The sequence below is a fragment of the Microbacterium sp. LCT-H2 genome (assembly GCF_001866135.1).
Lineage (GTDB): Bacteria > Actinomycetota > Actinomycetes > Actinomycetales > Microbacteriaceae > Microbacterium.
Genome location: NZ_MODW01000001.1, coordinates 546084 through 572215, shown reverse-complemented (window position 1 = coordinate 572215; position 26132 = coordinate 546084). Strand labels below are relative to the sequence as shown.

21 protein-coding genes are annotated in these 26132 nt (G+C 71.4%); 18 read left to right on the top strand and 3 right to left on the bottom strand.

All coding sequences use genetic code 11. The annotated features are described in order from the left end of the window. Positions 1–46 precede the first annotated feature (46 nt). The 11 genes from BK819_RS02720 (at position 47) to BK819_RS02670 (ending at position 17786) form a co-directional block, all read left to right on the top strand. Positions 47–1093 carry an NAD(P)-dependent alcohol dehydrogenase gene (locus BK819_RS02720; RefSeq protein WP_071327749.1) on the top strand — a complete coding sequence of 349 codons (1047 nt, stop codon included), beginning with the start codon at positions 47–49 and terminating at the stop codon, positions 1091–1093. 547 nt (positions 1094–1640) lie between these two features. Then, positions 1641–2210 (top strand): DNA-3-methyladenine glycosylase I, encoded by a 570-nt coding sequence (locus BK819_RS02715; protein WP_071327748.1) that lies wholly within the window; start codon positions 1641–1643, stop codon positions 2208–2210. Positions 2211–2340: 130 nt separating this feature from the next. Then, on the top strand, positions 2341–3480 hold the full coding sequence (locus BK819_RS02710) for a serine/threonine-protein kinase (protein WP_371259804.1): 1140 nt from the start codon (positions 2341–2343) through the stop codon (positions 3478–3480). Then, the gene (locus tag BK819_RS02705; RefSeq protein WP_071327746.1) at positions 3480–9398 is read left to right on the top strand and encodes an Ig-like domain-containing protein; all 5919 of its coding nucleotides are present in this window, start codon (positions 3480–3482) and stop codon (positions 9396–9398) included. The genes BK819_RS02710 and BK819_RS02705 overlap by 1 nt, the downstream gene beginning before the upstream one ends. 34 nt (positions 9399–9432) lie before the next feature. Beyond that, complete coding sequence (locus BK819_RS02700) at positions 9433–10422, top strand: MoxR family ATPase (protein WP_060922371.1); 990 nt, start codon at positions 9433–9435, stop codon at positions 10420–10422. After that, positions 10419–11789, top strand: a complete 1371-nt coding sequence (locus tag BK819_RS02695; RefSeq protein ID WP_071327745.1) for a DUF58 domain-containing protein — start codon at positions 10419–10421, stop codon at positions 11787–11789. The genes BK819_RS02700 and BK819_RS02695 overlap by 4 nt, the downstream gene beginning before the upstream one ends. Continuing rightward, positions 11786–14335 carry a transglutaminase domain-containing protein gene (locus tag BK819_RS02690; protein ID WP_071327744.1) on the top strand — a complete coding sequence of 850 codons (2550 nt, stop codon included), beginning with the start codon at positions 11786–11788 and terminating at the stop codon, positions 14333–14335. The genes BK819_RS02695 and BK819_RS02690 overlap by 4 nt, the downstream gene beginning before the upstream one ends. After that, positions 14332–15909 (top strand): DUF5684 domain-containing protein, encoded by a 1578-nt coding sequence (locus BK819_RS17070; protein WP_071327743.1) that lies wholly within the window; start codon positions 14332–14334, stop codon positions 15907–15909. Before BK819_RS02690 ends, BK819_RS17070 begins: the two co-directional genes overlap by 4 nt. Beyond that, complete coding sequence (locus tag BK819_RS02680; protein WP_071327742.1) at positions 15906–16733, top strand: PP2C family serine/threonine-protein phosphatase; 828 nt, start codon at positions 15906–15908, stop codon at positions 16731–16733. Before BK819_RS17070 ends, BK819_RS02680 begins: the two co-directional genes overlap by 4 nt. Then, on the top strand, positions 16730–17266 hold the full coding sequence (locus BK819_RS02675) for a hypothetical protein (protein WP_071327741.1): 537 nt from the start codon (positions 16730–16732) through the stop codon (positions 17264–17266). Before BK819_RS02680 ends, BK819_RS02675 begins: the two co-directional genes overlap by 4 nt. Before the next feature lie 58 nt (positions 17267–17324). After that, on the top strand, positions 17325–17786 hold the full coding sequence (locus BK819_RS02670) for a hypothetical protein (RefSeq protein ID WP_071327740.1): 462 nt from the start codon (positions 17325–17327) through the stop codon (positions 17784–17786). Positions 17787–17799: 13 nt separating this feature from the next. On the opposite strand, the gene BK819_RS02665 is transcribed toward BK819_RS02670, so the two are convergent. From BK819_RS02665 to eccD, 3 genes are read right to left on the bottom strand one after another with little or no spacing between them, the layout of a single operon-like run. Beyond that, on the bottom strand, positions 17800–19110 hold the full coding sequence (locus tag BK819_RS02665; RefSeq protein ID WP_071327739.1) for a S8 family serine peptidase: 1311 nt from the start codon (positions 19108–19110) through the stop codon (positions 17800–17802). Beyond that, a complete protein-coding gene (eccB, locus tag BK819_RS02660) occupies positions 19110–20465 on the bottom strand; it encodes a type VII secretion protein EccB (protein ID WP_071327738.1) in 1356 nt (451 codons plus the stop codon). Before eccB ends, BK819_RS02665 begins: the two co-directional genes overlap by 1 nt. Before the next feature lie 3 nt (positions 20466–20468). Then, on the bottom strand, positions 20469–21803 hold the full coding sequence (eccD, locus tag BK819_RS02655) for a type VII secretion integral membrane protein EccD (RefSeq protein WP_060923226.1): 1335 nt from the start codon (positions 21801–21803) through the stop codon (positions 20469–20471). A 257-nt stretch (positions 21804–22060) separates the two neighbouring features. On the opposite strand from eccD, the gene BK819_RS02650 reads away from it, so the two are divergent. From BK819_RS02650 to BK819_RS02620, 7 genes are all read left to right on the top strand, one after another. Next, complete coding sequence (locus BK819_RS02650; RefSeq protein ID WP_071327737.1) at positions 22061–22351, top strand: WXG100 family type VII secretion target; 291 nt, start codon at positions 22061–22063, stop codon at positions 22349–22351. Between the two features lie 40 nt (positions 22352–22391). Next, a complete protein-coding gene (locus tag BK819_RS02645; RefSeq protein ID WP_071327736.1) occupies positions 22392–23033 on the top strand; it encodes a hypothetical protein in 642 nt (213 codons plus the stop codon). Between the two features lie 30 nt (positions 23034–23063). Further along, positions 23064–23366, top strand: a complete 303-nt coding sequence (locus tag BK819_RS02640; RefSeq protein WP_071327735.1) for a hypothetical protein — start codon at positions 23064–23066, stop codon at positions 23364–23366. Positions 23367–23435: 69 nt separating this feature from the next. Continuing rightward, entirely contained in the window at positions 23436–24257 is an 822-nt protein-coding gene (locus BK819_RS02635; RefSeq protein ID WP_071327734.1) for a hypothetical protein, read from the top strand. Beyond that, the gene (locus tag BK819_RS02630) at positions 24254–25234 is read left to right on the top strand and encodes a hypothetical protein (RefSeq protein ID WP_071327733.1); all 981 of its coding nucleotides are present in this window, start codon (positions 24254–24256) and stop codon (positions 25232–25234) included. Before BK819_RS02635 ends, BK819_RS02630 begins: the two co-directional genes overlap by 4 nt. A gap of 207 nt (positions 25235–25441) precedes the next feature. After that, on the top strand, positions 25442–25756 hold the full coding sequence (locus tag BK819_RS02625; RefSeq protein WP_071327732.1) for a WXG100 family type VII secretion target: 315 nt from the start codon (positions 25442–25444) through the stop codon (positions 25754–25756). Positions 25757–25797: 41 nt separating this feature from the next. Next, positions 25798–26079 carry a WXG100 family type VII secretion target gene (locus BK819_RS02620; RefSeq protein ID WP_081811619.1) on the top strand — a complete coding sequence of 94 codons (282 nt, stop codon included), beginning with the start codon at positions 25798–25800 and terminating at the stop codon, positions 26077–26079. The last annotated feature ends 53 nt before the right edge of the window (positions 26080–26132 follow it).

Sequence of the window (26132 nt, the reverse complement as noted above, 5' to 3'; positions counted from 1 at the left end):
TCGGCGCGGGCGGATAGTCTCGGCGAGTACCGATCCGAGGAGCATCATGTCGACCGTCACCGCCTACGCCGCCCCCGCCGAAGCCGCCCCGCTCGAGAAGACCGTCATCGAGCGCCGGGAGCTGGGCCCGCACGACATCCTCATCGACATCGCCTTCGCCGGCATCTGCCACTCCGACATCCACACCGTGCGCGGAGACTGGGGTCCGCAGCAGTACCCGCTGGCCCCGGGACACGAGATCACCGGAACGGTCGCCGCGGTGGGGTCCGAGGTCACGAAGCATGCCCTCGGCGACCGCGTCGGTGTCGGCTGCCTCGTGAACTCGTGCCGGGAATGCGTGTACTGCCTCCGCGGTGACGAGCAGTTCTGCACGCAGGGCGCCGTCGGCACCTACGGGGCGGTCGACCGCGACGGCACGATCACCCAGGGCGGCTACTCGCAGCAGGTCGTCGTCACCGAGGACTTCGTGCTGCGGATCCCGGACGCCCTGCCTCTCGACGCGGCGGCTCCGCTGCTGTGCGCGGGCATCACCACGTACTCGCCGCTCCGGCACTGGAAGGTCGGCCCCGGCACGCGCGTGGCGGTGGTCGGACTCGGCGGCCTCGGTCACATGGGCGTGCAGATCGCGCACGCCCTCGGCGCGGAGGTGACCGTGCTGTCGCAGACCCTCGCGAAGCAGGACGACGGCCTCCGCCTCGGCGCCGACCGCTACTTCGCGACGGGCGACCGCGACACCTTCCGCGACCTGCGGGGCTCCTTCGACGTGATCCTCAACACCGTGAGCGCCGTCATCGACCTCCGCTCGTACCTCGGGCTGCTCGACGTGGACGGCACCATCGTGTGCGTCGGTGCTCCCGCGGAGGCCCTCGCCCTGAACGCGGGGTCATTGATCGCCGGACGACGCTCCATCGCCGGCTCGAACATCGGCGGCATCCGGGAGACCCAGGAGATGCTCGACTTCTGCGCGGAGCACGGCATCACCGCGCAGATCGAGGTCATCCCCGCCTCGGCCATCAACGACGCGTACGAGCGCGTCCTCGCGTCCGACGTCCGCTACCGCTTCGTCATCGACGCCGCCACCATCGCCGACTGACCCCGCCCCCGTCCTCTCTGGTACCGGATCAAAAACGCACCTCTGGTGCTCCCCTGAGGAGCGTTTTCCGTCCCGCATCCGGTCCCCGCCGCGTCCGATCCGACGCGGGATCAAGAGCGCACCTCCGGTGCCTCGCTGGGGAGAGATATCCGTCCCGCGACCCTCAAGTCCCTGGGCCGGGACGGAAAAGTCTCCGGATGAGGGCCGCGCAGGTACGGTTCTGATCCCGCGCCGCTCCCGGCAGGGCGCCCCGCGGAGGACGAGGTGCGGCAGCGACACCGGACGCACCAGGTCACGGCACTCCGATGCGCGAGGGTAAGGGGTCGGAGGCGCGGGTGCGGGACGGGGATGGTGCCGCTGGGGCGTTTCGGGGGATGCTTTTGATCCAGCGTCGGAGGTGTGTGTCGTGGCGGGATGGAGAACGGCCCTGGGGAGGCGAGGGGAGGGGCGGAAGTGAACTCGCACCTAAGACGGGGGGACGCGGGATGGGGGACGGGGACGCGGGGGCGGGAGCGGGGGCGTCGGTGGGGGCGGATACGGTGAGGGGATGACCTCCCTCCTCCTGGGGCCCGACTCCCGTGCGCGCTGCGCGTGGGTCGGCGACGACGCAGAATACCGGCGGTACCACGACGAAGAGTGGGGGACGCCGCTCCACGGGGACCGCGCGCTGTTCGAGAAGATGGCCCTGGAGGGGTTCCAGGCGGGACTGTCCTGGATCACGATCCTGCGCAAGCGCCCGCGGTTCCGCGAGGTGTTCGCGGGGTTCGTGCCCGAGGCTGTGGCGGCATTCGACGACGCAGACGTGGAACGCCTCCTGAGCGACACCGGCATCATCCGCAACCGCGCCAAGATCCTCGCGACGATCGGCAACGCGCGGATCGTGGAGTCGATGGCCGACGGGGAGCTGGACGCGCTGATGTGGTCGTTCGCCCCGCCGGCGACCGGAGCACGGCCACGGGAGTTCGCCGACGTCCCCGCCGTGACTGCCGAGTCGACCGCGCTGAGCAAGGAACTGCGGCGCCGCGGTTTCCGCTTCGTCGGGCCGACGACGATGTACGCCCTCATGCAGTCGGCGGGCATGGTGGACGACCACATCGAGGGCTGCTGGAAGGCCTGACCTCGCGTCGGAGAAGAACACGGGGCCATAGTCCCCCGCCCGATATACTCGGCACATCGGGGGATCCCCCGGCGCACGACGCCGGGTGGCTGCAGGCGCGCGGTCTCCCATCAGACCGTGAGGAGCAGGTGTGGCAACGCGCATGGCAGCGACACCGCCGACGCTGGCGGGGTACAGCTATGTGCGTCCGCTCGGGTCCGGTGGATTCGCCGATGTGTTCCTCTACGAGCAGGACATGCCGCGCCGCGTCGTCGCCGTCAAGGTCCTGCTCGCGGATGCCGTGAACCCCGAGGTCCTGCAGACCTTCAACGTGGAAGCCGACATCTCCGCGCGGCTGAGCGCCCACCCGTCGATCGTCACGATCTACCAGGCCTCCATCTCGGCGGACGGGCGGCCGTACTTCGCGATGGAGTACTGCCCCGACACGATGAGCGCGCGGTACAAGAAGGCTCCGCTCCCGCTCGCGGAGGTGCTCGACATCGGCGTCCGCATGGCCGGGGCTCTGGAGACCGTGCACCGGGCCGGGCTGCTGCACCGCGACATCAAGCCGTCGAACGTGCTCATCAACTCGCTCGGCGCGCCCGTGCTGGCCGACTTCGGCATCGCCGCTGCCGTCATCGAGGAGGGCGAGGGCGAGGGCGAGACCATCGCGATGTCCGTGCCCTGGAGCTCCCCCGAGGTGCTGCAGGAGCGCGTGTCCGGATCCATCCCCAGCGAGGTGTGGAGCCTCGGCGCGACGCTCTACACGCTGCTCGCCGGCCGCAGCCCGTTCGAGCGTGCCGACCGCGGCTCGAACTCGCGCGACCAGCTCACGGACCGCATCATCAAGGCGCGGTACACGGCGGTGCCGGTCCCCGGCATCCCGCCGATCATCGACGACATCTTCGCGAGCGCCATGCACCGCGACCCGGCGAAGCGGCCGGCGAGCATGGCGGAGTTCGCGGAGAAGCTGCGCTGGGCGCAGTACGAGCTCGGCATCTCGCCGACGGCCTTCGAGGCGGCGTCGGCGGAGTGGGCCGCGGCGGCGCCGGTGAACTTCTCGGACACGAGCGTCCGCGGGCCGGTCATCACGACGGTCGCGCCCGACTCGCGGAGAGCGGCGCGCGCCGCCCGTCCGCAGGCCGCACCCCGTGAGCGGGACGACGTCCCCGCGAGCACCCGTGGCCGAAGCCGGTCCCCCCTCGTCGTCGGTATCGTCGGCGCCGTGATCGGCGCCGCCGTCATCGCGGGGCTCGGAACCGCGGTCCTGTTCCTCACGGGGATCCTCTGATGGCGGCAGGCAACCGCACCGGCGCCGAGACGGCGACCCCGCCCAGGGGCAAGCTGATCGCGCTGATCTCCGGGATCATCGCGCTCGTGGTCGTCGTGGCGCTTGCGGTGACGGCGCAGGGGTATCAGTCGCAGGAGGTGCCGCGTCTCGAACCGGCGGTCTGGGTCATGCGCGATAGCGGGCAGTATGCGCGCGTGAACACCGAGCTCGCCGAGATCGACACGGTCCGCGACGTCGATGACCCCGAGGCGGTCTGGCAGAGCGGCTCCAGCACGGTGCTCTACGCACAGGGGAACCGACAGCGGTGGGACGTCGATCCGGCCAGCCCCGCCGATCTGCTCTCCGACAGCTCTGAGGAGGGGACGCCGCTCGCTTCGCAGCCGACCCCCGCCGGGACCCGCGACGTCCTCTCCGCCGGGGTCTACGTGGCCTACCGCACCGACACCGGACAGGTCTCGGTGTCCACCCTGGCACCGGGGGCGGGGACGGCCCTCGTCGATCCCTTCGCCGAGGTCGAGGTCGAGGAGGGGGAGGACCCGCCGACCTACACCGCCGATGCGATCGGGCTGTCGCCGGATGGCCTGCTCGTCCTCTACTCGGCGGACGAGGGGGCCGTGCGCCGCTTCGACATCGACGAGCACCGGTTCCTGGGGGATGAGTCACCCGTGGCCGATGCGCCGGAAGCCGGGGAGGGCCTGGCGATCGCGGTCGTCGGGGAACGCTGGGCGATGCTGCAGCCGACCTCCGGCGAGCTGTGGCTCTCCGGACGCGATGCGGCGGTCACGCTCGACGTCGCCGAGGACGCACGCCTGCAGCGTGGAGCCGCCGAGGGCGACGCCGTGCTCGTCGCCGACTCGGACGGCCTCGTCTCCGTCGACCTCGCGTCCGGAGAGGCCGACCGGGTGGCGGAGGCCTCCGGCGTCCCCGCCGCACCGGTCACGGTCCGCGGGGACACCTACGCGGCGTGGCTCGACAGCGGCGGCGGAACCCTGTGGAGCGCGGGAGAGACCACCCCGCTGCAGGTCCCGGACGAGACGCTGGATGCGGCCGCCATCGACCCCGTCTTCCAGGGGAACGGCGACCGCGCGGTGCTCGTCGAGACCGGGACGGGCCTCATCTGGACGGCGCCGGACGGCGTGCTGATCCCGCTCGAGCAGTGGAAGATCGAGGACGACACGGAGCAGCAGGAGGGCACGATCGTCGTCGAGGACGTGGCGGAGCAGCTTCCGCCGGTGGCCGTCGACGATGCGTTCGGCGTGCGTGCGGGGGAGCAGGTCCTCCTGCCGGTCCTCCTGAACGATCACGACCCGAACAAGAAGGACGTCCTCACGATCGACCCCGAGTCCGTCGCGGCCGGGCTGAGCGATCCCGCATTCGGGGAACTGGCGCTCGTGGCGGACGGGCAGTCGCTGGTCGTCGATGTGAAGGCGGGCTCCGGTCAAGCGAGCTTCACGTACGCCGTGACGGACGGTGCGGCCGTCTCGCCGCCGGCGACCGTGACGCTGACGGTCGTCGATCCCGGAGTCAACTCCGCCCCGGTCTGGTGCGGCGTCGACGCCTGCAAGCAGGAGTGGCCGACGCCGCAGATCCTCGCCGGCGGCAGCACGATCGTCTCCGCGCTCTCCGGCTGGGTCGACCCCGAGGGCGATGCCTTCATCCTGAGCGACGCCTACGAGACGGATCCCTCGGCACCGGTGATGGTGGCGCCGACGGACGACGGCCGCGTCGCCATCCGGCACACCGACCCGAACGCCGCGGATGCCGTGATCCCGGTCACGGTGGTGGTGCAGGACGTGCACGGTGCGACCGCGGAGAAGACCCTCGAGGTCCAGGTCAGCGGCAGCCCCGCCCTCCAGGCATCGGCCGTCGCGGTGACCGCGCGCGTCGGTGAGCGGCAGTCCCTCCGCATCTCCGATCATCTGTCCGGGGGCTCCGGGTCGTATCGCCTCGTCGACGCCGTCCAGACCGCCGCGACCGCGCAGGGCTTCGAGGTCACGCCCAACGCGGCGGCCGGCACGGTGGAGCTGACCGCGGCAGAGCCCGGCCAGTACGTGGTCACGTACACCGCGCAGGACGCCACGACCCAGGCCGAGCAGTCCGCGGTCATCCGCGTCACGGCGGTCGACGGGTCCGCTGCGCTCGCGATGGCGCCGTTGACGGCGTTCGTGCGCGAGGGCGAGGACACGACCGTCGATGTGCTCCGCGCGGTGCAGAACACCAGCGGACGGGTGCTGCTGCTGTCCGACGCCGTGAGCTCGACGCCCCAGCTCAACGTGCGCGTGGTCGGGAACGAGAGCCTGCGGGTGAACGGGACGACGGAGGACGGCGAGCCCGGCCTGATCGGGAAGGCCACCGTCACGGTCGCGGATGGCGCGGGCGGGGCCGTCCAGGGCACGGTGAGCGTGTTCCTCACCCCGCCGTCCACCGTCACCCGCCCGATCGTCTTCCCGGACGCGGTGACGGTGCGGGCGGGCTCGCTCACGCGCATCGAGGTCGCCGCCAACGACATCGCCCCCCGCGGGGAGCCGCTCCTCGTGCTCCCGGAGGTGACGGGGTCGGGCGAACCGGACGAACTCGTCTTCGCCGACCGCAACGCTCTGCGCTACCTGGCACCGAAGACGCCAGGCACCTATCGGCTGACGTACTCGGTCTCGCTCGAACGGAACCCTTCCCTGTCCGACGACGGCGTCGTGACGGTCACCGTCGTCCCGCCGGGGACGAACCGCGCTCCTACGCCGATCCCTCTCACCGGTCGCGTCCTCAGCGGGCAGACCGTGACGATTCCGGTACCGACGACCGGGATGGACGGAGACGGGGACCGCGTGGTGCTGTCCGGCGTCGACCAGCCGAAGAAGGGCGGGGGCACCGCGACCATCTCGGCCAGCGGCGAGGCGATCGTCTACCGGGCCCCGGCCGGGGGCGTGGACGGCGGACAGGTGTCGTTCCGGTACACCGTGCGCGACCCGCAGGGTGAGGAAGGCAGCGGTGCCGTCCGCATCGGCGTCCTGGACGCGGATGTCGAGGACGCCGCTCCGGTGACGTTCAGCGACTACGTCCGGGTCGAGGCGGGATCCCGCACCCCGGTCGTGCTGGACCCCCGGTCGAACGACCTCGACCCGGCGCAGAGCGAGCTCGAGATCACCGCGCTCGTCCCGAACGCGCCTCCCGTCAAGGGGAACCCGCTGTACGAGCGGCTGAATGCACTGATCGATTCCGACACCTCCCTGGAAGACGGCCGCGTCGTGCTGCGCGCCGGGGAGACGGCGGGGACGAACTCCTACTTCTACACCGTGAAGTCGACGCGGACCGGGAGCACGGCACAGGGGCTCATCGTGCTGACCGTGACCGAGGGCACGGTCGCCGATCAGCCGGTCGTGACGGACACGGTGCTCACGGCGCGCGACCGGGACGACCTCGTGGACGGTGGCCTCGACGTCGTCACGGACCGGGTGCGCTGGCCGTCCGGCGACGTCTCGTCGCTCCGTCTGAGCCTGTGGGGCGAACAGGCCGGGTACACGGTGAAGGGGAACCGGATCATCGGCCCCGCGCCGAAGGAGGGCGCACTGGTGCCCTTCCAGCTCACCGGAACCGCTGCCGGCGGACGGGACGTGACCGCCTTCGGCTTCCTGCGGATCCCGGCGTTCGACGACATGCAGGTCCAGCTCGTCCCCGGCGCGACGCCGGTCGTCGTCGACGAGGACGCGGCCGTCAGCTTCGCGGTGCCGGACTACCTCGATCTGCCGTCGTCGGATGCCGTGGAGATCGGCTCCGGAGCGTTCACCGCGCAGCGGGCTGCGGCCTCGTGCGCGGCCGACGGCCCCCGCACGGCGGAGTACCGTGCCGGGCGTGAGGCGCCGTGGTCGGACACCTGTCTGATCCCGGTGCGTCTGGACGGACAGAAGCGCTGGTCCTACATCGACGTCCCGGTCAGCATCCGTCCGTCCGAACCGCAGCTGCTGCTCTCCTCGATCTCGCACACGATCGCGCCGGGAGCCACGGAGAGCGTCGACCTCTACGCCAACATGGCCGCGTGGGAAGGCGGGCGCGAGGGCAACGCAGGCTCCCTCGAGTACCGGATCGTCTACTCGGGTTCGGCGTTCGTGGTCACGCAGAGCGGGGCGAAGCTGACGATCGAGGCGCGTGCCGACGCGCGACCGGGCAACACCGAGAACGTCAGCGTGACGGTGCCGCAGTATGGGCAGCCCTCAGCCTCCGTGCGTCTGGTCGTGGGCGCGGCCCCACCGGACGCTCCGCGGGGAGCGACCTTCACGAAGCAGTGCGTCGTCACCAGCGCCCGCTGCTCGATCGACGTCGTCGATGTGGCGGGCGAGTACGATCCCTTCGCCGGCAAGCCGGGATCCGGGCTGCGACTGATGTCGCTCGGGGCGGGATCGCGCTGCGACGTCGCCTCGCTCTCGACGGCGGGTGCCAAGACGATCACCGCGAGCTGGCCCGGTGGCGGGCAAGCGCCGGGCGGGCAGTGCGTGGTCTCGTTCGTCGTGGCCGACGCGCAGGGGCGGACCGGCACGGGCACCCTCACGCTCGACCTGCAGGGATTCCCGCAGGCGCCCGCGAGCGTGACCACCGTGGGCTTCACCCGCTCGACCGTCGTGCTGGAGGTGCCGCTCGGCGAGGCGCGCCGCGCCCACCCCGCGGTGTCGGGCGTGACCATCCTCCAGGACGGGGCAGCGGCCAATGCCTCCTGCAGTCCGGCCGGTGCCGTGTACCGCTGCACGGTGAACGGGCTGACCAACGGTGCGCCGCACACCTTCACGGCGGCAGCGGTCAACGCCGTCGGCACATCGGCCGCCACCTCCCCGCACACGAGCTGGGCCTATGCCGCCCCGGTCGTGGCGAACGCGACGGCCACGCCGGAGTATCGACCGGGAGTCTCCGACCGCGGGCGCGGGGCGGTGCGGCTATCGATCGACGCCGCCGACGACGCCGTCTCGTTCCGGATCGAGGAGACGGGCGAGGTCATCAACCGCACGGGGGCGACCACCACCGCAGACATCGCGCTGTCGCCGGGAGCGCAGACCCTCACGATCGTCCCGATCAGCCAGTTCCAGCCGCCGACCGGCGGCGGGAACGAAGGCGGCGGGTTCCGCACGTCCGTGACCGTCGCCGGCTCCGTGTACTTCGACCCGGCGACGACGCAGGCGTCGGCCGTCTCGAACACGGCGGTGAATGTCTCCGGCATCGCGGCACAGGCGAACGGCAGCACCAGGGGCGTCCAGGTCACCTATGTCGCGTGGCGATCGGGCAACGTCAGCTGCACGGCGAACGGAGATGGCACGCTGTCGGTCTCCGGCGGCGAGATCCGGTCCGAGTCCCCCTCTCTGCAGGGGCTGCGGCCGTACCAGCTGTACTACGTCAAGGCGTGCGCGTCGAACGGCTACGGCGTGGCCGAGTCGTCCACCACGACGGTCTTCACGTTCACGTTCGTCGACGGCCCCGGCGGCGACACCACCTACACGGTCGCGAAGGACCCCCGGCGCGACGGGAACCGCTACGACTACGGCCTGGCCTCGGCGCCGCGCATCGATGTCGAGAACGGCTTCGTCCCGCAGTACTACATGTACGGACAGTGGGTCGGCGACTTCGCGCTCACCCCGGACTCGTCCCCGGGGCAGGTCCGTGCCCGCGCCTGCCATGCCACCCAGAGCAATTCCTGCTCCGGCGAGGTGAACATCACCGCGACGACTGCGCCGACCGTCGTCAACGCGGTGTTCCAGCCCTGCATGCCCGTCGTCGAGGGCGATGTCGTGACGGTGTCCGCCGCGGCACGCGGCTCGTACATCCTCGAGGTGACGCCTCTGGTCGACACCCCCGGGACCTTCGACGCGAAGATCACGTGGACCGGAGCCTTCGCCACCCTGACCCCGATCACGCATCGCATCACGGGCCTGTGCCCCTGACCGCCGCGCACACCGACACGAATACTCTTTCCCTATGCCAGCCACCGCAGCAGCCCCTGTCACCATCGCTCCCGAGCAGGCCTCCTGGTTCGCCGAGACGTTCTCGATCCTGACCGGCAACATCGAGCAGGCGATCCTCGGCAAGCGCCACGTGGTCGAGCTCGTGCTCGCCACCGCCGTCAGCGGAGGCCACGTCCTCCTGGAGGACTACCCGGGAACCGGCAAGACGGCGCTCGCCCGCGCCGTCGCCCAGACGGTCAACGGGACCAGCAGCCGCATCCAGTTCACGCCCGACCTCCTTCCGGGAGATGTGACCGGCATCACGGTCTACGACCAGAAGGAGGGCACGTTCGAGTTCCACGCGGGGCCCGTCTTCGCGAACATCGTGCTCGCCGACGAGATCAACCGGGCGAGCCCGAAGACCCAGTCCGCGCTGCTGGAGGTCATGGAGGAGGGCACGGTCACGGTCGACGGCGTCACCCGGTCCGTCGGCTCGCCGTTCCTCGTGATGGCGACGCAGAACCCCATCGAGCAGGGCGGCACCTACCGGCTCCCGGAGGCGCAGCTCGACCGCTTCATGATCAAGACCTCGATCGGCTACCCCGACGAGGCCGCGACGATGCGCATCCTGCAGGGCGCCGGCCGGCCGAAGACGGTGCTCGACGGCATCGTCGACACCGACACGATCCTGACGATGGCGGAGATGTCGCGCGGGGTCTACGTGAACCCGCTGGTGTCGGACTACATCATGCGCATCGTCGACGCCACGCGACGGGCGTCCGAGGTCCGTCTCGGGGCCAGTGTGCGCGGTGCCCTGGCGCTGTCGCGCCTGGTGATGACGTGGGCAGCGAAGAACGGACGCACGTTCGTGACGCCCGACGACGTGCGCGAGCTCGCCGTCGTCGCCCTCGCGCACCGCCTCGTGCTCGAACCGGAGGCCGAGTTCGACGGGGTGACGGCGGTGGCCGTGGTCGGACAGATCCTCCTCGACGTCGAACCGCCGCGCGAGAACGGCACTGCGTGACCTTCAGCACCGAATCCCGCCTGACGCGGACGACCGCCGGCACGAGCACGTCGACGCGGACGTCCACCGTCACGCGCTACGACCGCACGCGCCGTGGTCCCGTGCGCGGCGCGGTCTTCGGCGCGCGTCGGGCGGTCCGCGCCGTGGGGCGGGCGACCAGCGCCACGGTCGGCTGGGTCCGTGAGACGGTCACCACGGCGGGCATGCTCGTCGCCGTGGCCGTGGTGCTCGGCGTGCTCGCCGGGCTGCTGTTCGGCTGGGTGGAGGCCTGGGCGGTCGCCACGATCGCGCTCGTGCTGCTGGTGGCCTGCGTGCCGTTCATCCTCGGCGCCCATGACTACCGGATCGATCTCGTGCTCGATCGCGACCGCGTCGTCGCGGGAGCCGAGATCGGTGCGACGCTCGACGTCCGCAACAACGGCGAGCGCCTCTCGCTCCCCGGCGTGGTGGACGTGCCGGTGGGCGAGGGACTCGTCGAGGCGCACGTGCCGCTGCTGCGGCCGGGCGCTCACCACCGCGAAGAGCTGACGATTGCCGCGCATCGCCGCGGCGTCATCGACGTCGGCCCCATGACCATCACCCGCGGCGACCCGATCGGGATCCTCCGCCGAGAACTGCGCTGGCCGGACGTGCAGCGCATCCATGTGCACCCGGTGACCGTGCGGCTCCCCAGCACCAGCGCGGGGCTGATCCGCGATCTGGAGGGCACGCCGAGCACCACCCTGGTGGACGCCGACCTCTCCTTCCATGCCGTGCGGGAATACGTCGTCGGCGACTCGCCGCGCCACATCCACTGGAAGTCGACGGCGAAGACGGGCACCCTCATGGTGCGGCAGTACGAGGAGTCCCGGCACGCGCGCATCGCCGTCATCCTCGACCTCGACCCCGAGTCCTATGCGAGCGACGACGAGTTCGAGAACACGGTCAGCGCCGCCGCCTCGCTGGCGCTGCAGGGCGTACGGGACGGCAGGGACGTGCTGTTCTCCGTGAGCAACGAGATCCCGGAGCACGGCCGTGCGGAGGTGCTGTCGATCCGCACGCTGCCGACGGTGACTCCCAAGGCGCTCCTCGACGCGACCTCCACGATCGATCAGACGGCGCGGGTGATGAGGCTCGAGGCCGTCACCGCTCTCACGGCGCAGTCGTACCCCGACCTCTCCATCGGATTCCTGCTCACCGGCTCCCTCCTGCCGATCGAGCGTCTGCGCCACGCGGCGGTGAAGCTCCCGGCAGCCGTGGAGGCCGTCGCGGTGCGCAGCGAGCTCGGCGCGCAGCCGACGATGCGGACGGCCAGGGAGCTCGCGGTGATGACCCTCGGTGCGCTCGGCGACCTCCCCCAGATGCTCGCCCGCGGAGCGCTGCGATGAGCGCGGCCGGGCCGAAGCGCGGACGCGCTGGATCACGACGGGGCTCCCCGCCCTCGGCCCTCACCCTCTGGTCGCTGGGGTACGTCCTGGTCGGCGTCCTCCTCGCCACGGCAGCCGCCTGGCCGGTGTACGAGTCGTCCCGCGCCCTCGCGGTGGGGATCATCGGCGGCCTCCTCGGCATGGCCGTCGCCGTCGTCACGCGTGTCCTGCGCTGGGGCACTCTGCTCGGGGCGCTCGCCGCCGTAGGGGTGTACCTGGTGGTCGCGGTGCCGCTCGCCATCCCGTCCGCTCTCACCTCTGTTCCCGCGTTCCTCGGCGGCGTGCGGGATGCGGTGCTCGGGGTCGTGCTGGGCTGGAAGCAGATGCTCACGCTGAACCCGCCGCTGGGGGAGTACCAGGCGGTGCTCATCCCCTTCCTCGTCGTGATGCTGTTCGGGGCGTTCCTCGCCACGCTCTTCGTCTGGAGCGGAGGCAAGTGGGCGGTGGCCGCGGTCCCCGTGGTCGTGGCCATGAGCGTCTTCGGCGTCGCCTTCGGTGTGAGCGGCACGTCCTCCCCGGTCTCCGTGGCCGGCGTCGAGCTTCCCGCACCGCGGGAATGGCTGGTCGGGGTGGCGGTCTTCGTGGTGTCCCTGGTGTGGCTCGTCGGCCGTACGCGCCTCCAGCGCGCCGCCGCGCTGCGGACCGTGGCCGCGGCCAACATCTCCCGGCGGGCGACCCCCGTCTGGCTCACCGCTCGCCGGCACCTGCTCGCCGGGGCGCTGGCGGTCGTCGCCCTGGGGGCCGGCTTCGCGATCGCCCCGGCGGCGGCCGGCTGGTCCGACCGCTCGGTGCTGCGCGACGAGATCGAACCGCAGGTCGTGGTGCAGGAGCAGCCGAGTCCGCTCAGCTCCTACCGCTCCTGGTTCTCCGGCGACACGCTGGACACTCCGGTGGTCGAGCTGGAGGGCGACCCCGGCCCCGTGGACCGCCTGCGCCTCGTGACCCTCGACGCGTACGACGGCGAGGACTTCCACATCGACCCCGACGACCGCTTCAGCCGCCTGCCGCGCTCCGCGCTCCCTGGCTCCGGCCGGGTGACGCTGGAGATCACGATCGGCGAGGCCTACCGGGGTATCTGGGTTCCGTCGCCCGCCGGTCTCGCGGAGGCACCTGCGTTCTCCGGCGGGCGTGCGGACGCGCTCGCCGACGGGTTCCATGTGGACGACGACGGTGACACCGCCATCACGATCGCGGAGGCGCCCGGCGGCGGGGAGGGCCTCGTGCCCGGTGATCGCTACTCGGTGCTGGTCGATGCGCCCGGTGAACCGGACCAGCTGACCGCTGTCCAGGGCGGTCGGTCGACCCTCGATGCCGATCGATACCCCGCGCTGGTCGAGTGGGCGGAGATGCAGGAGCAGCCGCGCACCGGTGCCGGCTACCTCGAAGTGGTGGACCGTCTCCGATCCCGGGGCTACCTGAGCCACGCGCTGCTCGAGGACGCCGCTGCCACGGGGTGGATCGCGGCTCTCCAGGAGTCCGAGGGGTACGCGTTCGCTCCCAGCTATGCCGGTCACTCCGCCGCCCGCATCGAGGAGCTGTTCACCGAGCTCACCGAGCAGGAACGTCGGGCGGGTCCCGACGCCGACCCCGAGCTGCTGGTGGCGGCGGTCGGCGACGACGAGCAGTTCTCCGTGGCCGCGGCCCTCCTCGCGCAGCAGTGGGGCCTGGAATCCCGCGTGGTGATGGGGGCGCGACTCGCGGCGGCCGAGGAGGTCCCGGGGATCCCGGCGTGCACCGACGTGTGCACCGGCGCGAACATGAGCGCCTGGGTCGAGGTGCGCGCCTCGGGGGGCGAGTGGATCCCCGTCGACGCGACGCCGCAGTATGCCATGCTGCCGAGCGCCATCACCGAAGGTGAGCAGCTCCCGGAGCACCCCACGGTTCCGGAGCAGCCGCGGTCCGAGGCTCTGGATCCCCCGCAGGCGCAGAGCGACGCGAACAACGATGCGCCCCCGCTGGAGGAGCCCGCCTCGGAGGTCCTCGCCTTCCTGCTGCCGATCCTCCGCGGAGTGGGTCTCGGGCTCCTCGCGCTGCTCCTGCTCGTCCTGCCGTTCCTCGTGCTCGTGGGCGCGAAGAGCCGGCGCGCGCATGCACGGCGCACGGCCGCGGACCCCGAGGTGCGCCTGGCCGGAGCCTGGGAGGAGCTCGCCGACGTGTACGCCGACCATGACGTGCCCATGGACGCGCAGGGCACGAGGATGCAGCGCGCGCAGACGAGCGGTCGCGAGGCAGCACAGCGGCTGGCTGCTCTGGTCGACCGCGCTGTCTTCGCCGAGCACCCGCCCACCTCCGACGACGCGACGGCCGCCTGGGCGATCGTGGATGCAGAGCGGGCGGATCTGGCGAAGACGGGGACCAGATGGCAGCGTCTTCGGACCCGGGTGCGGCCGACGTCTTTCGTCGCCAGGACGCGCTCCCTGCGCCTCCCCGGCTTCGGTGCGAGACCCGCGCTCGGTACGCTCGGATGGACCGGTTCACTGGATGACCGGAAGAAGGGGGACTCATGACCGCGCCCGCGGACTCCGGTCTGGCCACGATGCTCGTCATCATCGTCGGACTCGGGCTGCTCGTCGGACTGGCCGTCTACGTCTGGTACGCCCTCGCGCTGTCGCGCCTGTTCCCCCGCATCGACGGGGAGGGCTGGAAGGGCTGGGTGCCCGTTCTCAACGAGGCCGAGATCCTCGCGCGAGGGGGCGTGCCCGCCTGGTCGGTGGTGTTCTACTTCATCCCGCTCGTGCAGCTCTACGGCATCTACCTCAAGGTCGTCGCCACCCATCGCATCAACCGGCGCTTCGGGCGGGGCGCCGGCATGACCGTGCTCGCCATCCTCCTGCCGCCGGTGTGGGCGACCGTGCTCGCATGGGGTCCGGCGCCCTATCCCGAGGGGGATCGTCTCGCGGCCCTCCAACCGGGTCCGCGGCGCAGCGCCCCGCCGTCCGCGGCCCCCGCGCGCGACGCGTCGGGATACACGATCCCCTCCCTCGCCCCCGCGGGCAACGGATCGCCGGAGGCGCCGTCGCTGATCTTCCCGGACTACGCCGCGCCGCCCGCGGTCGCTCCTGCCGCGAGTGCCCCGCCGACCGCGAGTGCCCCGCCGACCGCGGGTGCGCCGCAGGGCGAGCCCGCGGCACCGAGGTCGTTCGCTCCACCGGCCTTCGCTCCGCCTGCCGCGCCGCCGGCTCCGTCGTCCTCGACGCCGTCTCCGTCGTTTGCACCACCGGCGCCGCCCGCGCCGTCTCCGGCGGCTGCTCCCGTTCCGCCTGCTGTCTCGATTCCACCTGCTGCCCCGGTTCTGCCCGAAGCGCCCGTGCCTCCGCCCGTGGCCGCTCCGGCGCCGCCGTCCCCGGCCGCGCAGCCGACGCCCTCGACTCCCGCGCACCCGACGACCGGCATCATGGCCGCGATGGGCGACGTACCGCCGGCCGCCCCGCAGCCCGCGCCGGCCCCCGCTCCCTCCGTGGTCTCTTCACCGAGCGAGGAGCCCGCTGCCCCCGCGCCGGCTCCGGAGGCGAATCGTGTCGTCCGACCCGTGCCGCCCTCGTTCCGTGACGGCGGTCAGCCCGAGGCCCCGCCGATGCCCATGATCCGCCCTGTCCCGTCCGCGACGGATGTCCCCGCGTCGGGGCAGAGCGCGCCGGTACCTGCCCCCGCCGTGCCCGAAGGCCTGGTCGCCGATGTCGACAAGACCGTGGTGACGCCGCGCCCGACCGACGACGACCTCGACGCCACGGTGGTCGTCGCCCGCAAGCGCGGCGTGCGGCGGGTCCTCGTGCTGGACGACGGCCGCCGGTTCTCGCTATCCGGCGCGAGTGTCGTGATCGGCCGGAACCCCACCGGGGAGCCGGGCGAGCAGCGGCTGGCCATCCCGGACACCACCCGTACGCTGTCGAAGACCCACGCCCGTCTGGTGGTCCAGGAGGACGAGTGGCGTCTGACCGACCTGCACGCCACCAACGGTGTCGTGGTGGTCGGGGATGACGGCTCGGAGACGCTCCTGGACTCCGGGGAGAGCGTGGTCGGCACCGGCCGGTTCATCCTGGGGGAAGTGGGCATGCACGTCGTCGCGGAGCGCGATTCGTGACCGTGGACTCCGTCGTCCTCCGGGTCGCGGCGCTGACCGACACCGGGCTCACGCGGGCGGCCAACGAGGACGCGGTCCTCGACGCGCGCCCGGTGTTCCTCGTCGCCGACGGCATGGGTGGGCACGACGCCGGTGACCGCGCCAGCGCGGCTGTCGTCGCCGCCTTCGAGCCGCTGCGCGGACTGCCGGTCGATGTCGGCGACATCAGCGACGCCCTGAGCCGAGCCGCGGCCGTGGTCGAGGACATCGCCGCCGCGCACACCCGCGGGGCGGGCAGCACTGTGACGGGTGTCGCGCTCGTGGAGCACGAGGGGGCGCCGCACTGGCTCGTCTTCAACGTCGGGGACTCCCGGGTATATCGGCACCACGGCACGGAGCTGGTGCAGCTCACGATCGACCACTCCCTGGGACAGGAGCTCGTCGATGCCGGTGAGCTCCGCCCTGAAGACCTGGCCTCGTTCTCGCGCCGCAACGTCATCACGCGCGCGGTCGGGGCCCCGGACAGCACGGCGGACAGCTGGCTGCTCCCCGTCGTCGACGGCGAGCGGCTCCTGCTGTGCTCCGACGGGCTGACCGGCGAGGTGAGCGATGAGGCCATCCGCGCGACGCTGACCATGAACGGCCGCCCGGAGACCGCGGCGGCGGCCCTCGTCCGCCGCGCGCTGCAGGGCGGAGGACGAGACAACGTGTCCGTCCTGGTGATCGACGTCGTCTCCGGCGGCGCACGCACGCGTCCCGACGACGCGACGGGTGGACGGGCCGCCGTGTCCGCCGTCACCGATTCGATGCTCGAGGGCACGACGGTCCCGGTGCGCGCGCGATGAGCGACGACGAGGCCGAGGAGACCGTCATCCTGACGCGGCGGGACCGCCGGCGTGCCGGAGCGGCGTCCGATGCGGCGCCTCCGGTCGCGGAGGTCGCGTCCGACGACGCGGAGGAGGCCATAGTCGACGCCACGGTGGTCGTCGATCGCTCCGCCCCTCCGGCGGCCGACGCCCCCGAGGACGCCACCGTGGCGGTCGCGCGTCCGGCTCGACGCCTGCGGCGGAAGAAGGATGCTGCCGCAGACGGCACCGCACCCCAGGCCGCCGGACCGCGGCTCCGCGTCGACTCCTTCGCCGCCCCGGACGGCGCACCGGCTCCCGCGATCTACAAGCCGCGTCCGGCTCCGCGCACTCCCGTCGCTCCGCCCGTCGTCGTCGGGGCGGCCGCGCCCACACGGGTGGTGGAGCCCGGGCTGCCGTCCGTCGCCAAGCAGGCGCAGCGGTGGAGCGTCGTCACCCTCGCCGCGACCGTCGGGGCGGGCGTCGTGTCGGTCGTCGGTCTCGTCGCGCTCGGCTTCGTCGTCTTCGGCTGAGGAGGCAGGCCCCGTGCGGTCCTCGCTAGGGTGGGACACCGGGAGAGGGGACGGACGGATGGATCAGGGTGCGAAGCGGTCGGCGACGACGAGCACCACGTCGCGCAGGCCGCGTGTCGCCGGTGTGTTCGCCCTCGTGTTCGGTGCTCTGACGACGATCGTCGCGATTCCCTCGCTCGTCGCGGCGTGGACCGATCCGGCATTCCTCTTCGCGGGTCTGGTGGCTCTGGCCGTCGCAGCGGTGTCGTTCCTCTTCGCCGGCTTCGCCTTCCGGTTCGTCCGGGAGCCGTCGACGAGGCTCACCGCGATGACCCCGCTGCTCTGGCTCGTCGCGGCGGCGCTCTTCGTCGGTGTGCTGGGCAGCATGGGGGCGTTCGTCTACGGTCAGGTCGTTCAGAACCCGCAGAGCGCGGCCGTCGGGCTGCTCCTGCTGCCGTTGGCGGGAGGTGCCATGGTCACCGGTGCCGCGCTCGTGGGCGCGGTCGTCAGGGCGCGACAGGCGGCAGCCGCCGGCCGCTGAGTCGGTCCGACTCTCACGCCTCGGGCTCCGGGCGGTCGAGGAGGCCGCCCTGTCGTTCCACCTCGGCCGCCGCGTCGGAGGGTATCTCCCGGCGTCGCCGGAGCACGATGAGGATGCCGAGGACTCCGAGCAGGCTCGCGCCGGCGATCGCGGCGATCAACGCCACCTCGCGGGTGAGGACGAACGGCGGCACCCCGTGGTCGGGCTCGACGCTCACGACCGGGGGCCGCACCGCGCTCTCCGCGGTGTCGAAGAAGGGGCTGACGGGTCCGCGGGTGGTGGGGTCGGGGAGGAGCTGGATGGCGGCGGACGGCTGGATGAAGCCCCAGCCGTTGACATCGTCGCGGTTGTCGGCGTCCGCGCGGAGCGCCGTGGCCGTCAGCCGATACGCCCATCCCGCCGGAGGATCGTCCGGATGCGCCTGGGCGACCAGCGCCGCCGCCGCGCTCACATAACCGGTCGCGAAGCTCGAAGCCGGGGCGTCGGAGGCGAACAGGCAGTCGCCGCCGCCCGTCGCCGCGGTGAGCACGTTCGCGCCGGGGGCCGTGACCCCGACCTGCGGACCGTGGATCGAGCTGTCGGTCGCGAGCCCCGTCGCATCGGCCGCGCTGACGCCGAGCGCCTGCTCGTAGGCCGCGGGATACCGGGCTCCGTCTTCGGCCTCGGGGTCGGAGGTCCGGTTGCCGCCACTGGCGACGACGAGCGCTCCGACGGCAGCCGCGTGCTCCACCGCGCCCCGCAGTTCCGGGGAGTCCGTCGCCTGCGACGAGGAGACGTTGATGATGTCGGCTCCGTTGTCGGCCGCCCAGTTGATGCCTTCGGCGAGACGCTGGGCGCTCGGGCCCCACCCCTTGTCGACGTCCTGCGGCGAATCGCTGCGGAACGCGCGCACCGACAGCAGGCGCGCGTCGGGGGCGAGCCCCACCACGCCGGAGCCGGAGACGGGCTGCGCCGCGATCTGCCCGGCGATGGCCGTGCCGTGCCCGGTCAGGTCGCTCAGGCCATCAGCGCGTTCCCCGTCGCCGACGAGGTTCACACCGCCGACGACGACGCCGGCGAGGTGCGGGTTGCCGGCGTCGATCCCGGAGTCGACGACCGCCACGACGACGCCCTTCCCGGTGGCGAGACGGTTCGCATCCTCCGCCCCGAGGGCCGCGAGTGCCGACGGGGCCTCCGGAGCGAACACCACGGTGCCGGGCTCACAGGCGCCGGTCGCCATCGACACGATCGTCGTGGGAGCGGTCGGCGCGGCCACCGCGGCGGCCGGCGTCCCGCACACGGCAGCACCCACCACGAGGGTGGCGAGAGCGGCGCGGCGGCGCATCACTCGTCCCCGGAGCCGGGCGACTCTCTCGCGGCCTCGGTGGTCAGCGCCGGCCCGGCGGCGAAGAAGTCGATCCACGCGCTCGGCACCCGCCCGACGTCGCCGGGGGTGTAACCGAGCTGGGTGAGCGGTCCGCTGGCGGCGTCCTCCGCCGATTCGTCCGGCACGGCGCCCGGGATGGCGTACGCGGTACCGGACTCGTCGACGAGCACGGCCATGCCCACCGCCTCGTCCGACGGGCCGCTCGTCTGCACGAGGGCCCCACCGCCGACCGTGACGGCGACATGGTCGCGGTCCTCTGGAAGCTCGGCGCTCGTGGACCCGAGGACGGTGCGGGCGTCGTCACCCAGGACCGCGCACGGGGTCTCGCCGGAGGGGAGCGGCGTCAGCGGAAGCGTGGGCCAATCGTCGCCACCGGCGTTCGGCACGGTGGGAACGTCGGCCACCTCCGCCGGGGACACCTCTTCCTCGTCCGCGCCGGCCTCCTGCGCGCTGCCGAGCAGGTAGAGCTGGTACGCCAGCGGGCTGAGGCGCGCGAGCTCTCCGGTCGCGAGGGCCACGTAGCGCTCGTCCGCGGGGCTGCCCTGCACGTGCACGATCGTGCCCGCCGTCAGGTCGGTCCCCGGCACCCGGGCGCCGACGGCGTTCAGACGGATCGGCTCGAGGTCGGCGCCGCTCTCGAAGAGGTTGAGCCAGCGTCCGTCGACCTCGATGACGTCGCTGGTGCCGAGGCCGACCGCGCGCAGCACCGCGTTGGCGTCGTCGGCGGGGACGGCGTAGCGGAGGCCGTCGGCGATCACGAAGAGCTCGTCGCCGCGCTGCACCACGGCGCCGGTGCCCGTCGACGGCTCCGCGATGGGCTTGCCCGACAGCGAGACAGCGGTCCCGGTGGAATCGTCGACGCACGCGGTCCATGCGGTGTTGATGAGGGCGCTCGGGGTGGGCAGGTCGTCAGGGGCGCCGAGGATGCCGATCGAACCGCCGACCGGGATGCCGTCGAGGGCTGCCTGATCCGTGCGCACGACCTTGAACTCGCCGGCGGGGATGAGCAGGCGGGCGCTGGCGGTGTTGATGACGGGGTACAGCGTCCCCTCGACCGAGACGTAGCGGGCGCCCGTGTTGGTGGCGACGATGAGGCGGTTGTTCTGCCAGTCGCCGGGGAGTCCCGGCTGCATGATGCCCCAGAACACGCCGACGAGGATCACGCCGACGGTGAGGGCGATGCCCGCGATGACGGCGCGCAGCGGCTTGGCCGGTTCGAGCTCCTTGCCGCCGGGGGCGCCGCCGGTGAAGGCGGAGAGGAGCCGTCGTCGGCTGAAGCCCTGGGCCTCGATCAGGTCCTTCTTGGTCGCCATCGGTCAGACGAGCCCCGCCGTGATGACCCCGAGCGGGAGCAGGAGGGCGAGCGCGACGACCTCGACCGTGTCGCCGAGCCGCGTGAGGCGGAGGCGGGCCTTCGGCGTGAGCAGCGTGAGCCCGATGAGCACCACGGTGGCGACCACGAGGATGAGCAGCATCCAGGTGCGCACGTCGGGGAGGGCGAGCGCGACGGTCACACCGGTCGCGGCGAGGCCGATCGCCCCGATCGCCATCAGCACGAGCACCCCGAGGCGGGCGTGCATCTGCCGCGACTGGAACATCATGCCGACGAAGGCGAGCACGCACAGCACGGCGCCCGTGACGCCGCTGGCGGCGACGAGCGGGGTCGCGATGAGGGCGGCGAGGCCGAGCGCGGCACGGAGCGCGATGAGCGTGCGGGTGCCGGCGGCGGCGCGACGCTTCACCTCCTCGGCGTCGATGGGCTGCGGCGCGGAGAACATGTCGGCGTCGCTCTGCGGCGAGATCACCCGGATGCGGGTGGAGCTCAGAGCCAGCCAGGGGATGCCGTTCGCGAGCAGCGCCGTGGTCGCGAGCATCAGCGCGTACGAGGCGAGCGGGTCGCCGAAGACCGCGGCCGCCGTGGCCGTGATCCCGATCGAGGCGCCGAGGGCGATGGGCACGAGGTGGATCTCGGGCTTGTCCTGGGTGACGGCCAGGCTGAGGCCCCCGACGACGACGAGTCCGAGCCCGAGAGCCGCGAGCGGCCAGCCCCAGATGCTCTGCGCGGGGACCGCGAGGTAGCCCGCGAGCCCGCCGTACGCCGCGGCGGTGAGTCCGAGCGCATGACCGGCCTCGGGCTGCCGCAGCCGCATCAGCACCGCGGCGGCGACGCTGAGCACGACCGCGCCCGACCCCGCGATGATCGCCGGGAGCAGAGACGTCGGCGGCGTCGCGACGAGGAGCACGGCGCAGAGGGCGAGGAAGGTGAGGCTGACGAAGAGAGCGGTGCGGGAGCTGTCCGCGGGGGTCCAGGAGTTGTGCTGCTCCGCGGTCGCGTCGATCACGGCTTCCACGACGTCGTCGTAGATGCGCGGCTCGCGCATGAGCCCGCCGCGTACCAGGGTCAGCAGCTCGCCGTCGTGCACGCCCTGGGCCGCAGCGCCGCGAGCGGGGTCGAGGGGCGTGCCGTCCGCCCGCTGCAGCGCGTATCCGCCGTGCGTGAGGGTCGGGTCCAGCACGCCGAGACTGCGGGCGAAGCCGGGGATGATCTCGACCAGGGGGACCTGCGATGGCACCCCCACGTCGAGCCTGCGGTCGTCGCTGACCACGGAGATCCGCAGCACGGTTCCTGCCACGGTGCCGCTCTGGCTCATATCGGTGGTGTCCCCCCACGTGTGCGATGCTCTCCCGCCGCAGGCGTTGCGGGGGTCCGGCCCGGACTCACTCTAGTTGACTGGCCAGATCCTATCTGTCGCCGTTCCGGGCCTTCGCCCCAGCTGATGGCTTCTCGGCGGCGGAAGTCACGGTGCCATGACCGAGAGGTCCTGTCTGAAGCGGCTCTCTTGTGGATTATCGTCGCGAACTGCTCTACGCTCCCAGATATTGCCGTGAGCCTTCGGGGGGAGCTTGCATGTCAGAGCGGATCATGGTCACTCAGGCCGGGATGGATGAGTTGATCGACCGGTTGCGCGACGCCGTCCGGCAGTACGCGAATCTTCTCGATGCTCTCGATCAGGAGGTCTCGACGCTGCGCGACAAGTGGACGGGTGAGGCTTCCGACGCCTACGACCGAGCGCAGCGCGAGTGGAGCGCCAAGCTGGTGGCGCTCAATGAGCTTCTGGCCGAGCACCGGAACACGAGTGTGAAAGCGCAAGAGATCTTCCAGGACACGCGACGGAAGAACGAGTCCCTCTGGGCATAAGCCCGTCCTACCGTTCCATCACGATCATCGGGAGTCCTCCATGTCTTGGAACCCTTACGGCACGGCGTCAGAGCAGGAAGAAGCGATCGTCGGCCACGCCGGGCACGATGACACCGAATCGGTGTCGGTCTTCTTGCTCGACGACGGCGACCTTCATGATCTGACCATCGCCGACGACTGGCGGTCGAGGATCGATCCCGAATCTCTCGCTCCTGCGGTGTTCATCGCCTACAGTCGCGCGGAGCGAACCCGTCTCGACGTCACGCGGGAGCGTGCGCGGCTCGAGACGGCGAGCACGCGTCACGGTGCAGTCGACGCTCGCGAGGGGGCATCTGTCCCCGACATCCCCGCCGAGCTGCTGATCGAGGTGAGTCGCGAACAGCCGGACTACGTCGCCACGTTCGAGGAGAAGCTGAGCGCCCGGCAGCCGCTGACCAGTGCGGACGGGAACGTCACCGTCACGGCGGTGGGTGGCTCGCTCGGAAACGTGACATTCGACTCGACCTGGCTGCGCTTCGCCGCAGGCCGAGACATCGCCGACACCGCGCGCCCGCTTGTGGCGCAGGCCATCCGCACCGGCGCTGAGGTGGCGCAGTTCATGCGCGACCGCTACCCGGCCGTGACCGAGTTCAAGCGCCTCCGCGCGCTCAAGGACGCCGCGCGTCGAGGACGAAGCTCGTGAGAGATCTCACTGTCGAACGAAGGGGAACCCATGACCGACCTGGACACTGATGCCGTTGTCGGCGACCTCCGCCTGGATGCGACGCGCTGGGACAGCGTATCGGGAGAGTTCAGCAAGGCGGTGACCTTGATGTCCGAGGGGGCGACGCTCCCCTTCGGAGCGTTCGACGGCATCACGCATGGACTCGGAGCCACGCGCGCATACGCGGACGTTCTGGAGCGCCTGCGGACTCTCCTCGATGGAGGCGTGGCCGAGACTGCTCGGATTGCGGAGGCTCTGCGCGGGACCGCGACGAACATCGAGTCCGCTGATCGGGAGGCCAGCGGTGGTTGATATGCGCGCACTCGCCGGGGCAGGGCGAGGCAGGGGCCGTCTTCTGCGTTCTACGGAGGGTATGTAACTGTGGGTGTTCCAACCAGCCAGGCAGACTTCGACGCTGGCGTCGAGAAGATCACACCCGAGATCCGCAAGGTCGAGGAGAAGATCGCGGAGTGCAAGACGGATGTAGAAGAAGTTGACTGGCCCTCAGGGTGGGAGCGTGTGGGCCAGGGGCTGCTCACGGTCCTGTTCCCGATCTCCGGCTTCTACTTTGCGTGGAAGGACATCGAGCGGCTGATCGCCGACCAGCCCGCAGTGCTGGCGAAGCTCGACGAGGCCGCCCGGGGTGCCGAGGCCATCGCCGCCGAGGTCGCGCAGCTGTTGAGCCCGGGCAACCCTTTCGCGCTGAAGGCGATGGCCAACGAATGGGACGCGATCAATGTCGTGCTCACCGGCGTCGTGGGGAGTCTCGGTGACGACAAGTTCTACGCGACATCGAGCTGGCAGGACGGCATGGGTCGTTACTATGCGAACGTGCCAGCCGGCCAGCGGGCTGCCCTCGAAGGACTGATTCCACACATCGACAACATGCGTACCTACCTCCGCACGCATTCGGACAACATCATCCAGCTGTGGTGGAACCTCTACGAAGAGGTCGTCGCGTTCGCTATCGATGCGATCCCGCTCGGAGCACAGTTCATTCAGGCGAACCCGATCAAGTGGCTGGAGATGGCGGAGCCGATCGCGGAGTGCATCGCGAGGGTGCTGGAGGCTGTACAGGCGGTGGTCGCGCTGATCTTCGAATTCGGGATGCAATCCAACAGTGACCTCGAGGGCTTCCGCGCGAGTGCATCGAACACCGTCGGCACCGACTTCGGGCGGTGGCCGGTAGCTCGCCTGTCATGACGTCGGTGTCTGCGCGGTGGGGTGCGGGCCTCGCGGTGGCTGTGCTCACGCTGTCGGTAGCGGGGTGCTCGTTCGGCAACGTGGCGAAGACGGGCGCGGAGCAGGTGGTGTCGACCTTCTTCCAGCGTCTCATCGAAGGGGACGCCCAGGGCGCGGGCGCATTGCTCAGTGATCCGTCCGTGGTGAGCCCCGTCGCGCTCGATGACGACGTATACGCCGACGCGGTGCGCCCCGTGGATGCTCGGGTGACGTCGGTCACGGGGTCGGATTCGGCGGCGTCGGTGACCGTCGAGTACCGCCTCGACGGCGACGACGAGCCTCGCACCCTGACCGTCAGTACGACGACGGTCGGGGGCGAGGCACGGGTAGAGCAGTGGGCGGATCTGGGACTCTACTTCGACGGGCAGGGTATCCCCGGGGACATCGCGATCGAGGAGTCGGGCGTCTTCGATCTCGCGACGACGGAGGCCTTGCGGCTTCTGCCGGGAGTCTATGAGCTCGACTACCCCGGAGAGCAGGGTCTCACCACGATCGATCCCGACGGGGGCGAGGGCGAGCCGTTCGCCGTGGAGTACCCCGTGGACCCGGAGACGATCCAGCCGCCGCCGGGAGCCGAGATGCTCTCGAAGATCCTGATCCTTCATCCGGTGCTCCGCGCCGATGCGGCGGTCGATATCGAGGCCGGCATCGACGACCTGCTGGCCTCGTGCACCGCCTCTGGGCTCGTCGGCGACGACTGCCCGTCGATCGTGGCAGATGGCGTCGCGAACGAAGGCTACAGGGGGACGGTCGACGGGGGATCTGTCGTCTGGAACCGGCAGGAGCCGCTCGCCCTGGCCGCCGGCCAGGAAGTGCGCGTGTCCGCTCCGTATGCGGTCAGCTTCCGCCGGCCGAGTGGTCCGCAGGAGGAGACGGTTGACGTCGAGGGCACCGTGCGGCGGGACGCCTCCGGTGCGATCGTCGTTGACCTCGACTGAGGCACCACGCACACCCGTGGTTGCGAAACTCATTTATCGATACACCGTGGAAATTTCGATACGGATCCGTCCAGGCCGTTGGAAATGGGCACCGACCTGCCTTAGCCTATGTGCGGAAACAGATTGTCGGGGGTTGTTCCGAAGTCGTCCCGTATCGGGAAGGCGCTCCCCCGCGTGTGTCCTCATGGGGACCGGAGGGAGTGAGAAATGACTGATGTCATCTCCGCAGAAGAGGGGGCTCTGCGTCGCGGAGCCCAGGCCGTGCGGGAGACGAAGTCCGGGATCGATCAGCAGACCAAGAAGGTCCGCGGTGAGATCGAGCAGCTGCGCGGGTTCTGGACGGGTGCGGCTGCCGCATCCTTCACCACGCTGATGTCGCGGTGGGACGAGCAGGCTCGTCAGCTCAACGAGGTCCTCGTGACGCTCGAGGATGCCCTCGCGGGCACCGAGCGCGACCAGGCCGCGACCGAAGAATCCCACCAGCAGACCATCGCGGGCCTCGGCTCGATGATGGGCGCCTGAGCGCAGACCGCAGAGATTTCAAGGAGAACATGATGCAGTCGATGTCCGTTCGCCCGGAGCAGGTCAACGCTCTCGCGGCGCAGATCCGCAGCGGGTCGCAGGGTATTCGTTCCGAGCTGGACCGCCTCGAGTCCGAGGTCAGCAAGCTGCGTGCGGCGTGGGATGGTGCCGCGCAGCAGGCCTACGACCAGGCGCAGGCCAAGTGGAACCGTTCGCTGAGCGAGATGCAGCAGCTGCTCACGCAGATCGCCGGGAAGACCGAGGAGATCTCGGGTCAGTACGTGCAGACCGACAAGTCGGCTGCGGGGCGCTTCGGCGCGTGAACCCGGGGCGCGGGTCTGGCGCAGCGATGCGTCGGGCCCGCGCCGTCTGCTGT

Coding starts and splice junctions, on each gene's coding strand:
- BK819_RS02720 (WP_071327749.1), top strand. CDS start 47: ATGTCGACCGTCACCGCCTACGCCGCCCCCGCCGAAGCCGCCCCGCTC.
- BK819_RS02715 (WP_071327748.1), top strand. CDS start 1,641: ATGACCTCCCTCCTCCTGGGGCCCGACTCCCGTGCGCGCTGCGCGTGG.
- BK819_RS02705 (WP_071327746.1), top strand. CDS start 3,480: ATGGCGGCAGGCAACCGCACCGGCGCCGAGACGGCGACCCCGCCCAGG.
- BK819_RS02700 (WP_060922371.1), top strand. CDS start 9,433: ATGCCAGCCACCGCAGCAGCCCCTGTCACCATCGCTCCCGAGCAGGCC.
- BK819_RS02690 (WP_071327744.1), top strand. CDS start 11,786: ATGAGCGCGGCCGGGCCGAAGCGCGGACGCGCTGGATCACGACGGGGC.
- BK819_RS17070 (WP_071327743.1), top strand. CDS start 14,332: ATGACCGCGCCCGCGGACTCCGGTCTGGCCACGATGCTCGTCATCATC.
- BK819_RS02675 (WP_071327741.1), top strand. CDS start 16,730: ATGAGCGACGACGAGGCCGAGGAGACCGTCATCCTGACGCGGCGGGAC.
- BK819_RS02670 (WP_071327740.1), top strand. CDS start 17,325: ATGGATCAGGGTGCGAAGCGGTCGGCGACGACGAGCACCACGTCGCGC.
- BK819_RS02665 (WP_071327739.1), bottom strand. CDS start 19,110: ATGCGCCGCCGCGCCGCTCTCGCCACCCTCGTGGTGGGTGCTGCCGTG.
- eccB (WP_071327738.1), bottom strand. CDS start 20,465: ATGGCGACCAAGAAGGACCTGATCGAGGCCCAGGGCTTCAGCCGACGA.
- eccD (WP_060923226.1), bottom strand. CDS start 21,803: ATGAGCCAGAGCGGCACCGTGGCAGGAACCGTGCTGCGGATCTCCGTG.
- BK819_RS02650 (WP_071327737.1), top strand. CDS start 22,061: ATGTCAGAGCGGATCATGGTCACTCAGGCCGGGATGGATGAGTTGATC.
- BK819_RS02645 (WP_071327736.1), top strand. CDS start 22,392: ATGTCTTGGAACCCTTACGGCACGGCGTCAGAGCAGGAAGAAGCGATC.
- BK819_RS02640 (WP_071327735.1), top strand. CDS start 23,064: ATGACCGACCTGGACACTGATGCCGTTGTCGGCGACCTCCGCCTGGAT.
- BK819_RS02630 (WP_071327733.1), top strand. CDS start 24,254: ATGACGTCGGTGTCTGCGCGGTGGGGTGCGGGCCTCGCGGTGGCTGTG.
- BK819_RS02625 (WP_071327732.1), top strand. CDS start 25,442: ATGACTGATGTCATCTCCGCAGAAGAGGGGGCTCTGCGTCGCGGAGCC.
- BK819_RS02620 (WP_081811619.1), top strand. CDS start 25,798: ATGTCCGTTCGCCCGGAGCAGGTCAACGCTCTCGCGGCGCAGATCCGC.